Source organism: Mucilaginibacter sp. FW306-07-L (genome assembly GCF_058782065.1).
Map to the genome: position 1 here is coordinate 1,709,267 of NZ_JBYSXI010000001.1, position 11,239 is coordinate 1,720,505.

Annotated in this window: 5 protein-coding genes; 2 read left to right on the forward strand and 3 right to left on the reverse strand. The window is 42.5% G+C overall.

The window, feature by feature from the left end; all coding sequences use genetic code 11:
- Positions 1–19 precede the first annotated feature (19 nt).
- A complete protein-coding gene (locus tag AC3WJC_RS07660) occupies positions 20–4,174 on the reverse strand; it encodes a hybrid sensor histidine kinase/response regulator transcription factor (RefSeq protein ID WP_492398485.1) in 4,155 nt (1,384 codons plus the stop codon).
- A 279-nt stretch (positions 4,175–4,453) separates the two neighbouring features.
- Between AC3WJC_RS07660 and AC3WJC_RS07665 the strand changes: the two genes are divergently transcribed.
- A complete protein-coding gene (locus AC3WJC_RS07665) occupies positions 4,454–6,412 on the forward strand; it encodes a family 43 glycosylhydrolase (protein ID WP_492398486.1) in 1,959 nt (652 codons plus the stop codon).
- A gap of 30 nt (positions 6,413–6,442) precedes the next feature.
- The gene (locus AC3WJC_RS07670) at positions 6,443–7,291 is read left to right on the forward strand and encodes a sialate O-acetylesterase (protein ID WP_492398487.1); all 849 of its coding nucleotides are present in this window, start codon (positions 6,443–6,445) and stop codon (positions 7,289–7,291) included.
- Positions 7,292–7,353: 62 nt separating this feature from the next.
- On the opposite strand, the gene AC3WJC_RS07675 is transcribed toward AC3WJC_RS07670, so the two are convergent.
- Positions 7,354–8,928 (reverse strand): glycoside hydrolase family 43 protein, encoded by a 1,575-nt coding sequence (locus AC3WJC_RS07675; protein ID WP_492398488.1) that lies wholly within the window; start codon positions 8,926–8,928, stop codon positions 7,354–7,356.
- A 33-nt stretch (positions 8,929–8,961) separates the two neighbouring features.
- Positions 8,962–11,103 carry an alpha-glucuronidase family glycosyl hydrolase gene (locus AC3WJC_RS07680; protein WP_492398489.1) on the reverse strand — a complete coding sequence of 714 codons (2,142 nt, stop codon included), beginning with the start codon at positions 11,101–11,103 and terminating at the stop codon, positions 8,962–8,964.
- Positions 11,104–11,239: the final 136 nt, after the last annotated feature.

Sequence of the window (11,239 nt, forward strand, 5' to 3'; positions counted from 1 at the left end):
GATTTGATGTGATATGTTTTTATACTTCCTGTAATTTTCGTTTCACTTCAATATACTCAGATGGTACCATGCCGTACTTCTCTTTAAATGCCTTGGTGAAGTAATTAGGCGTAGAAAAGCCTGTTTGATAAGCTATTTGAGCGATGTTCATATCGCTCTTTTCGAGCAGCAAAGCGGCTTTTTCCAACTTTACTGAACGGATGAACTCAACCGGTGACATGCCCGTAATATCAAGCGTTTTTTTGTACAATGATACCCGGCTGATAACCAGTTCGCGGCTTAACCCTTCAACTGAAAGTTGAGGGTCATTTAGGTTATCTTCAATGTAGCGCATAACTTTGTGTAAAAACTTCTCGTTCTCTGATTCAATTACCACATTACCGGGCGTTACCTGGAGTTGGCGCGAATACGTTTCTTTAGTGGTACGGTTATGCGTTAGCAGGTTTTTTATTTTTACCTGCAATACCGCAAAGTTAAATGGCTTGGTAATAAAGTCGTTAGCGCCTGATTCGAGGCCGCGTATCTGATCAGCCTCACTGTTTGAAGCGGTAAGTAATATAAGCGGAATGTGCAGGGTGCGTTTATCACTTTTTATCTTTTTCCCCAGATCAATGCCGTTCATTATCGGCATACTGATATCCGAAACAATTATATCAGGGTGGCGTGACAGGGCCTGCTGCCAGCCTTCCTTCCCGTTGGATGCCTCAAAAACGCGATAGCTTAATTTGAGGTTATCTTTTAAATAGAACCTAAAATCCTCATCATCCTCAATTATCAGGATGGATGGCATTTTGGATACATCGTTTATCTCATTTTCTGTTAACTGTTCGGCTTCGGCAGGTAATTCTGTTTTAATAACATCTGTAGTGTCTGGTGCTAAAGCCGATGTCTCCGGCGTTACCCGTGTTAACGGTATATCAAAAACAAACCGGCTGCCTTTTTCAGGCTCACTTTCAGCATGTATGGTACCCCCATGCATTTTAACAAACTCCCTGGTGATTGACAGCCCGATACCCGAACCCTGGTTAAGTACTGTAGGGCCGGTATCTGTTTGAAAAAAACGGTCAAAAACCAATGGCAATGCATGTTGCGGAATGCCTATGCCGGTATCTGTAACGCTACAGGAAATATTAATTTTGTCTGTACCTGGTAATTCGCGGGCAAATAGTTCAACGGATATATGTCCGCCTTCTTGTGTAAATTTAAACGCGTTTGACAAAAGGTTGAATAATACTCTTTCTATTTTATTAGCATCAAATAAGGCATAAACACCACGCTCTTCCGCTATAAATTTAAGCGATATGCCCCTTCTTTCAGCCAGGTCGGTAAACGAGTCGGTAATTTCTCTTACAAAATTCACTATCTCGCTTTTAGTAACATTTAATTTTAGCTCATCCTCTTCCATTTTACGAAAATCAAGCAGTTGATTTACCAGGTTGAGCAAGCGCCTGCCATTGCGTTTGATAAGCCCGAGCTGGCCTGATAGCTCAGGTTCGCTTATTTTTGCCAGCAGGTTATCTACCGGGCCTACTATAAGCGATATAGGGGTGCGAAATTCATGGCTCAGATTAGTTAGAAATTTTATTTTGAGCTGATCGAGTTCGCGCACATGTTCAGCTTGCCTGCGTTGGTTTTCCATGGCCTGTTTTGCCTGCTGCCGTTCCTGTTGCAGGGCAAACTCCATTTTTAATTTTCGTATACCGCGATAACGGATATAGAATAATATAGCCAAACCTACGGCCAGGTAAATAATAAAAGCATATACAGATAGCCAGAAAGGTGGTGCCACAATAATTTTTATTGTACGGCCTTTCGTATTCCAGATACCATCATTATTACTTGCCAAAACCTGAAATTCATACTTGCCTGGATTAAGATTGGTATAGGATGCTGTATGTTCTTTTCCGGCCAGCACCCAGTCGCTGTTAAAACCTAACAACCGGTACTTGTATTTATTTTGTTGTGAGTTAGTATAATTAAGAGCCGCAAAACTGAGCGAAAAACTTTGCTGATAATCTAAATTTACCTCTTTAGCAAGCAAAACAGACTCTTTAATAGCGCCATCCTCAGATGGTGTTACCTTTTTGTTATCAATTTTGAGCTCCGTAATAATTACCGGCGGCACATTCCTGTTTATTTTCATAGCAAGAGGGTTGAAGTGGTTAAAGCCTTCCTGCCCGCCAAAATACAAGTCGCCATTTACGGTGCGAATGCCGGCACCCAACACAAACGGGCTGTTTTGCAATCCGTTATGATAGGTGTAATTTATAAAATTTTTACTTTTAATATTAAATGTGCTGATGCCCTGGTTGGTGCTAAGCCATATTTTTCCTTGATTATCCTCTAATATTTTTTGTACCACATCATTAGCAAGGCCATCGTTTTCTGAATAGGTTACAAACTTATCATTCACATTATCTAGCAGGCTCAGTCCGCCGCCGCTGGTACCGGCCCAAATGTTTCCGCGAGTATCCTGCAGTATTGAAAGTACATAGTCATTAGGCAGGTTGTTGTTTGTTTTATTATAAAACTTAAAATGCCGGGTTTTAGGGTTCCACACGGATATGCCTCCGCCAAAAGTTCCTACCCACATGTTCCCATTGCGGTCTTCCTCAAAAGCTCTTATGATATTATTTACCGGAAAGCGTGCATCATTAGCAGCATAAAAATCGTTCACTATTTTATCGATAACTTCCCGCTGCGGGTCGTATATATTTATGCCGCCGCCATTAGTGCCAATCCATATCTTGCCTTTACTATCTTCCTTTACACAAAATACATCGTTAAAGTTAAGGTCAAGCTTACCGGGGCCTTTTACAAACTGGCGATACTTTCCGTTTGAAGGATCATACATAAAAAGCCCGTCAAAGTAAGTGCCTATCCACAATTGCTGATTGCGGGCCATTTCTAAAGCCAGTATTGCCAGGGCTGAATGTTCAACCGAATGCTTTGATTTAAGGTTTACATGATCAAATAACCCGCTTTTGGGATTGTAAAAATTAAGTCCGCCGCCATCTGTTCCAACAAATACGCCTTTGCTCTTCCATTCTGCAAATGAGGTAACTACTGATGCGCGTAATCCCTTTACATCAAACGGGTTGCTTTCTTTTCGGCTAAAAAAACTGAAGTTCTTATCATACTTGTTTACACCGCCCTGAAAAGTACCGAGCCAGTAAATACCAAGCTTATCAATATAAATTGAACGTACCGATTTGCTTGAAATACTGCTTTTATCGCGCTTATCCGGTTTATATTTATTTATAAAACCCGTTAGGGGATTAAGTATATTGAGGCCTTCTTCGGTAGCTAACCATATACTATTGTCAGCATCAGCGGCTATAGCGTAAACAACATCGCTGCTTATGCTGCGGTTATCTTGTGGGTTATGGCGGTAATTACGTAATAATTTACGGTCAGGGCTTAACATATTCAGCCCGCCGGTAGTTCCTACCCATAGGTTATGTTTATTATCCTCATTTATAGATAGTATAAGGCTGTTTGCCAAATTGTCATCGTTGTTTTGTGGTTTGTAAAGTTTAAAGCTGCCGTTGTGGTTGTTGTACGTATACAAGCCCTTGTCGGTACCTATCCACATTACATTTTTTCTGTCCCTGAAAATAGAAAGGCAAACCCTTATCTGCGGTTTTCCGGCGGTGTTGAACCCGGTGGGTATACGCTTTGCTTTGCGGGTTACAATATCAATTACATATAAACCGTCATAACATCCTACCCACACGTTATTGCGGCCATCGCCGCATATTGCTGTTATTGCGCCACCAATAGGATTATCCGATAACGAGTTAAAATTAAAAAACGAGTCGGTATGCCTGTTGTAAACACTTAATGAGCCGCCATTGGTTCCCACCCATAATGTGCCACGGTCATCTTCATATAACGCGGTAACATGGTTTGCGCCAATGCTTGAGGCATCACCGGCAACATAACGATAAATTTTAAAGTTTGTGCCATCAAAACGGTTCAGTCCGTCCTCTGTAGCCATCCATACAAAACCATACTTGTCTTTAAGAATGTCATATACCGTGTTTGACGATAATCCATCCTTAGCGGTTAGGTTACTGAAATTTAGTTGTGCGGTTTGAGCCTGTAAATAAAACGGATTAAATAATACAATAATCAATAGCAACAGTATATGTTGCATGGCTTTCTTTATCATCTTCAGGCAGGCAGGATGCCACATTGGTTAGATAAATAAAATTAAGTATAAATAGTGATTATTAAAAGTGCCCATCGGGCTCAAATGGGAACTAATTTAACTATTGTATGCAGTATTTAATTAATATACAATGTGTTACAGTGGTGTTATTTCGATATTTTCAAATGGCCGTTAACATTTGTGCTATAAAAAAAGACAATTGCAGTAGCAACGCTACGGCGTTTACCACATTTTTGTAACCTGTTGAACTTGATTATATATTATCAACCCAAACTGCTTATGATGCATATTTACCGGCTTGCAACCGCCCTTACTTTGTTAGTTATAACCAGGCCATTTGCTATAGCGCAGCAATTAACCAATATTGATTCATCATCATATTATCAAGGCGTACGTACTTATGTAAACCCGGTTTTGCCCGGCGATCATCCCGATCCGACGCTGTTAAAAGTTGGTGATGATTTTTATCATTGCGGGTCAACCTTTCATTTTAATCCGTATCTGCCTGTATACCACTCTAAGGATCTTATACATTGGGATATTATTAGCCGGGTATTACCTGTTTCAAAGGCAGCATGGGTAAGCGACAGGCCTTCGGGTGGTATATGGCAGGGAGCCATCACTTATTTTTACGGCAGTTACTGGATATACTTTTCAGCCGGCGTACAGTGGTTTTGTAAGGCATCATCACCGGCAGGGCCATGGTCAGATCCGGTAGAAGTAAAAAGCAATTCAACCACGGGTAATTTGGGGTATGACAATTCAATTTTTGTTGATGACGATGGCAAGCCCTATATGGTGATCAAAAACGGGCAAAAAGTAAACCGCTTACAGGCTTTGAGCCGTGACGGGCAGTTGGCAGATACGGTAATTAATCTGGATTGGGTTAATGCTAAATTACAATACAGTTGGGCAGAAGGACCTGTAATGTGCAGGCGTAACGGTTATTACTATTATTTTCCGGCTGGTGATGTATCGGGCGGACAGTATGTGCTGAGAGGCACCGCGTTAACCAGCGATTCAACAAAGTGGGAGCGTTTGGGTAACTTTTTTAAGCCCATTACCGATGCTAAGGTTGGTTTCCGCCGCCCCAATCACATATCGGCACCCTTTAAGTTAAGTGACGGTACCTGGTGGACGATAGGGCAGAGCTATGAAAAATATGATGCCGATGATTGGTCGGGCATGGGCAGGCAAACCGGTTTATATCAGGTGGTTTGGGAAGGAGACAGGCCATGGGGAGTAGCCCCAACTACACAGCCGGTGTTGAAGCCTGATTTACCTGAAACTGATATGCCATGGCGCAGCGTAAAGTCAGATCAATTTAGCGGAAACAAGCTGGAATTATGGTGGCATTTTTTAAATAAAAAAGCATCAGCAAGATTTTCATTGACTGATAGAAAAGGATGGATACGCCTAACACCTGATACCAACCGCACGCATTTAATGCAAAAGGAAACAGATCATTTTTATACTGCGGTTACCAAGGTTGATCTTGATGCGGTTACCGGTGCTGATAAAGGTGGTATTTACCTTACCAATGGAAATCAAACGGTAACAGTGCGCTTGTACACCGGTTATAACGGCGGCAAGCAAATAGTATTTGATTTAGATTCGACTATACAGACAATACCTAACCGTTTTGGTAATACGGTGTGGCTAAAACTGGAGCGTTCAGCACATGTATTAAAAGCCTTTTGCAGCGGCAACGGTAAGCAGTGGACACCGGTTGGCAAGCCTGTAAGTGCCGTAAATCTGGATAAAGCGCAACCTAACTTTAACTCATGGGTGGGTACAAGCGTTGGTTTATTTGCCGAAGGTAAACCGGCAGATTTTGATTTCTTTATATGCAAGGATGGCCTTTCGGTACTGCCTGTTGCCGGGTACAGCAATTACTACGGTATCGAAAAGGTAACAAAACAAGCCGGAAGCTATGTTACCAATACCTCTGATTATGGTGGGTGGCTGATGCTTTCGGGTGTTGATCTGGGTAATTCACCAACATCGGTTGAACTGGTTGCTACTGCAAGCGGCAGCGGAAATATTGAAATATGGCTTGATGATTTAAAACGAGGAAAATTAATAGCTAAAATACCTGTTTCATCCGCAGCTAAGCCTAAAGCATTTAAAACTACTGTAAGCGGCATTAAAGGCCAGCACGATGTTTTTATCAAATTTCCATCGGCGGCAGCCAGGCGCTTATACCTTAGTAGCATAAAGTTTTACGAAAATAATTAAGCGCTATCTGTTTCCAATTGAAGTGAATATATGAAAAGAATACTAATGTATACGGTTGGCATGATGCTTATGTATGCTGCTTCGGCTGTTGCGCAAGACCCTAAATTGTATATTTTCCTTTGTCTTGGTCAATCGAACATGGAGGGTAATGCGAAATTTGAGGCGCAGGATACCATAGTGGATAATCGTTTTCGGGTACTTCAGGCTGTAGACTGTCCTGAAAAAGGGCGTAAACAATTTTCGTGGTATACAGCTACGCCTCCTTTATGCCGTTGTAATACCGGGCTTACCCCGGCCGACTACTTTGGCAGAACGCTAATAGCTAATTTGCCTGCTGATATTCGAGTTGGCGTTATTAATGTATCTGTAGCCGGTTCAAAAATAGAATTGTTTAACCGGGATAGCACCCGCTCATATACGGCACACGCGCCTGATTGGATGAAAGCCATGATTGCTGATTATAACGGCGATCCTTATGCGCGATTGGTTGAACTGGGGAGGGTTGCACAATTAACCGGTGTTATAAAAGGTATCCTTTTACATCAGGGAGAATCAAATACCGGCGATACACTGTGGACTAAAAAAGTAAAGCTTGTTTATGACAGGTTGATCAAGGATTTGAAACTCAAACCGCAATCAGTTCCGCTATTGGCGGGCGAGTTGGTGAATGGGGACCAGGGAGGGATTTGCGCGAGTATGAACAAAATTATAAACACACTTCCGCAAGTAATACCCAACGCGCATGTTATATCATCCGCAGGGTGCACAGCCGCTGACGATAAGCTTCATTTCGATGCAGCCGGTTATCGGATGCTTGGAAAGCGTTATGGTATAAAAATGCTCGAATTGTTAGGCGATCACCATCAGCCTGGTAAATAATTTTTAATACAGATAAACGGCTGAACATTAATGCTCAGCCGTTTCTTTGTTAAAGGGCTATATCAGCGTTTAAGTATGCTGTCACTAATGTGAAAAAAATCAAAGTCAGCATAACCGCCCGGTTTTTTAGTTGAAAAGTTAAATAAACCAAAGCGGTAACCCATAAAGTGAGGAATGGTGTAAGCCATTTTTATAGGTTCCCCAATTGAAGTCCATGTTTTGCAATCTAAACTGTAATAAAAATAGCCTTTATCGGTACGGTTGCTAAAATCACAATCAGCCCTGAAAAATATGGTTTTGCTTTGTGCCGACACCCGCGCCTTTTCAATAGCTGAACCGCTTTCCCCACTCACCATAACAATAGTATAACCGTTTTGATGTGCTTTTACGCCTACCCAACCGTAATTTTTTTGAAGCAAAACCAGCCCGGTACAATCACCATCGCGCAGGTGCGAAACATCAATAGCCGTTACCGCTGATGATGTAGGGCCAAATGTGCGTTGTGTTAAAGTATTGCGTGCCATTACTACGCTGGTGTCTATCCTGCCGGTTTTCAGGCGAAGGTAGCCCGGCCGTTCGGTTAATGTCCAAAGTTCATTGTCGGAGTTATGATTCCATTGCCAGGGCAGCATAAGCGGGGTATGTTTTTTATTGAATTCATCATTATTAACAATATTAGATATAATGCTGCGGTTAATCGGCAAATCAAGCGTATCAGGCACTTTGCCATCCGTGCCTAAAATTGGCCATTCATCTTTCCAGGTTACAGGTACCAGGTAGGGGATACGGCCTACTGCCCCGGCATCACGAAACAGGTAAGCATACCATTTGCCATCAGGCGTATTCACAATACCGCCCTGGGCTACACCTTTGTCCTGCAAGGCGATACGCCCCTCATAAGGGCCTTTTATATTTGCTGCGCGATGTAAAATTACGGTACGCATACCCCCGCGCGGCCAGTTAATGTTGAACAAATAATATTTGCCATTCACTTTAAAAAGTTGCGAACCCTCGGCAGGCAAACCACCATTCGCACCGGTAGGCAGGTCCGCATTTTCAATGATGACCTGCGGTTGTGTACCGGGCTTTATGCCCGAAAGGTCATCAGCAAGTTCAGCGAGCATAATTTTGCCACTGCCATATACCATGTAAACTTTGCCATCATCATCAAAAAACAAGGAATGATCGTGTAGCGACGGTTTAAAAGCTGTTTTCTTCCACGGCCCGTGCTCAATGTTTTTGGTGGAGTAGATGTAAGTAGTGCCGGTAGTGCCCGAAAATGTAGAAACATAATACGTATTATTATGAAAGCGTAGGCTGCTGGCCCATGAGCCTCTACCGTAAGTGCTTTTTCCGTTACTTAAAGTCAACTCGTCGGTAGTATCAAGCGCATCATAAGCATAACTAACCAATTGCCAGTTAACCATGTCCTTTGATTTCATGATGGGTAAGCCGGGGCTCAGGTGCATGGTGGTACTGCTCATGTAATAGGTATTGCCAACACGAATAATGGACATATCCGGAACATCTGCATTGATAATGGGGTTTTTAGCAACCTGTGCTGTAGTGCTTGGTTGATAAAGTGTTATAGTTAAACAGCATATAACAATGCTTTTTAATACAGAATAGGTTTTCATACGGTATCAATATATAGCTTATATCTAAAAGGTTTATGGCAAATAATTAAATTTCAATTCCTTATAATATTGCAGATCATGATCGGGTTTAGGATAGCCCGCCGGTAAAGGCATTTTAGAGAAAGCTTGAAAATATAAAACACAGGCATTTCGCCACCAAACGGCTTCTTTAGCCTGTATGGCAAGAAGCTCTTCTACCTCGTTATAGCGGGAAGTATCTACTTTACCTCTTACTGATCGCCATGTTTGCTGCATAACTACTACATCGAAACTTCCTTTATAATAATGTTTTACGAGTTCATTCCATAGCGTTTCGCCGCTTTTTAAACGGTATGACCAAGGTACATGATGAAACCATAGCAAGTATTTTTCAGGTGTGGTGTTAATGGCGTTCAAGCTGTCATGCAACGGGTTATAATATTGCGCTATAGCGTTACTGCCGGATGCACTCCGGTCAAACCCGATACCTGCTAAGTCTGCTTTATGAAAATATACCGGGTTCCAGTCAGCACGGGCTAAATTATCAACCCACGGAGCAGGACCGTAATGGGAGTGTGTACCCATAATATGATGCAGGCCAAGCGGTGTCATGTAGTTAACAGCGGTTTCGCGGGATGAAAGCATCATGGCTGTTACCGGTTGTACAAATCCGGGGTCATTCGTAAACGTCATTTTTAACCATTCCTGTGCTATGGTTTCTGCGCTTAAACCCGGGTTCCAGGCCAACCGCCCGAAGGCGTACCAGTTGGCTTGTGCAAAGGGGTGGCCGCACCAGTTCACATCAGTACCAATGTTGGCTACTCCGGCTATGCCGGTTGCTGATGAGTTAACAGGCGTACTGATTAGCCGGGCCACGGTAGAACCCCTGCCGGAGCTGTAGGTATCCGCATCCAGGCATTCTTTAAATAAAGGAGCCAGGTAAACCAGATGGGTTGAAAAACCCAGGTATTCCTGTGTGATTTGAAACTCCGGAAATACCTGTGTTTTTTTCAAGGTACCAAATAATGGATGGAACGGTTCACGCGGCTGAAAATCTACCGCCCCATTCTTTACCTGGATCACTACATTGTCTCTGAATTTTCCGTCCAGCGTTTTAAACTCGTTGTATGCCTGTTTAGCACGGTCATCCGGGGTCTTGTCATCATAAACAAACGCGCGCCACATCACTATACCGCCATGCGGCTTTAATACATTGGCCAACATATTGGCACCATCGGCATGTGTACGCCCGTAATTTTGTGGTCCTGGTTGCCCTTCAGAATTGGCCTTTACCAGGAAGCCGCCAAAATCAGGAATATAGCGGTATATTTCATCGGCCTTTTGCTGCCACCATTGCTTTACTTCAGGGTCCAGCGGATCGGCAGTTTTTAATCCGCCTATCTCCATCGGCGAACTGAACTTTGCAGAAAGATATACCTTTATACCGTACATCCTGAATACTTTAGCCAGGGCGGCTGTTTTTTGCAGATAATCGGCTGTAAGTATCAGCGAATTTGCATTTACATTGTTTATAACCGCGCCGTTAATACCTATTGATGCGTTTGCACGTGCATAATCTATGTAACGCGGGTCAATGTAATCGGGCAACTTATGCCAGTTCCAGATAGAAAAACCGGCGTAACCGCGCTCCACCGTCCGGTCAAGGTTATCCCAGTGATTTAGAATCCTGACCTGAATTTTGGGTTTTTCAATTATATTCAGTTGATTGAGGTACCGCCTGCTTTGTAAAAGCCGTAATAAATGGAAGGTTCCATATAAAATTCCCTTATCATTTGCGGCACCAATTACAAGGCATGGTTTTTTGTTGATGATAACTGAGCGCAGTAGGTAACCTTCGTCACCTGTGGTACTGATAGACTGGTTGATTTCAGGCGATAGTAAATTACTTTTACCCCTAACAAAAAGCAAGAAAGAACCATTAGTATGTGGATAATTAGCTGTAACCAGATTATAATTTAAAAGCCCTTGTAAGCCTGCCTGAAGCTCCTTTCGCGCTGAGGCAATAACGGGAGTATTGCCGGTTTGATATATTACTGATGCCATCTGCTGGCGATAGTAGCGGGACAGTGATTTGTCACTTACAGCATCGTAACGTAACCAAAGGCGGTAGCCATTATCGCTTTTGGCAGTTAAAAAAAACAAATTGAATATTAATAAGGCATATATAGATCTCATAATGCAGTACAAGATAAAAATCAGGATATTGGCTTATATTTTAGGGAATTGTAATAATACAACAAAGCATAGCCTGTTACTGTAATCAATGTTTAAATATATAGCGCAAATGTTCAATAACTGAACTCTTTAGCGG

Bases quoted from the DNA above. Each gene is read 5' to 3' on its own strand.
- AC3WJC_RS07660 (WP_492398485.1), bottom strand. From the start codon at position 4,174: ATGATAAAGAAAGCCATGCAACATATACTGTTGCTATTGATTATTGTA.
- AC3WJC_RS07665 (WP_492398486.1), top strand. From the start codon at position 4,454: ATGATGCATATTTACCGGCTTGCAACCGCCCTTACTTTGTTAGTTATA.
- AC3WJC_RS07670 (WP_492398487.1), top strand. From the start codon at position 6,443: ATGAAAAGAATACTAATGTATACGGTTGGCATGATGCTTATGTATGCT.
- AC3WJC_RS07675 (WP_492398488.1), bottom strand. From the start codon at position 8,928: ATGAAAACCTATTCTGTATTAAAAAGCATTGTTATATGCTGTTTAACT.
- AC3WJC_RS07680 (WP_492398489.1), bottom strand. From the start codon at position 11,103: ATGAGATCTATATATGCCTTATTAATATTCAATTTGTTTTTTTTAACT.